1 protein-coding gene is annotated in these 646 nt (G+C 71.1%); it reads right to left on the bottom strand.

The genetic code is table 11. The features are described from left to right. Window positions 1–585 (bottom strand): hypothetical protein (locus tag JZ792_RS41260; RefSeq protein ID WP_216918426.1); only part of this gene is annotated, 585 nt, incomplete at its 3' end. Window positions 586–646 lie beyond the last annotated feature (61 nt).

The following is a 646-nucleotide window of genomic DNA, read 5'->3' as shown; positions in this document are numbered from 1 at the left end:
CGGATCCACGCCCGCAAAGTGCGCGCTACCCAACTGCGCGAACCCGACCGCGACACCGACCAAACCCGCAGCGCCACACCAGCGCGCACTACTCGGCGACACCCACCGACCCACCACCAGCGCCGTCACCACCGCCACCACAGCGCCCACACCGACACACACCCCGACACCGCGCCGCGACAAACCCACCGGGCCCGCGACCAACATCGGTACCGCCAACAGGTAGCCGAACACCGCCACCGCGACGAACAACCCGACCGTGTCCACCACGACCGTCCGCCACCACCGCACCACCAGCCCGCCGCCCGGCCCGCCACTGCCCTCGAGCAGCGCCACACCGATCGCGAACACCCCGCTCAACCCGATCAACCACGTCAACGGCCCCGGCCACCACCGCGCCTGCGACGCGGCCGCGAATACCGCACCCACACCACCGGACAACAACACCGCTGCCCACCAACCATCAGCCACCGCACCGGCGCGCCGCCCCGCTGGTATGACCGCCATCGCTACGACCGCCACCACCACGCAGATCGGCACGTTCACCACGAAAACCGCACGCCAGCCCGAGTACTGAATCAACAAAGCACCCACCGCGGGCCCGGACGCCATCGCCGCCGCCCCCGCACCCGCCCACGCACCGATC

It is taken from the genome of Nocardia noduli, from assembly GCF_019038455.1.
GTDB lineage: Bacteria > Actinomycetota > Actinomycetes > Mycobacteriales > Mycobacteriaceae > Nocardia > Nocardia noduli.
The sequence above is the reverse complement of the archived record's forward strand: the minus strand, read 5'-3'. Positions and strand labels throughout refer to the sequence as shown.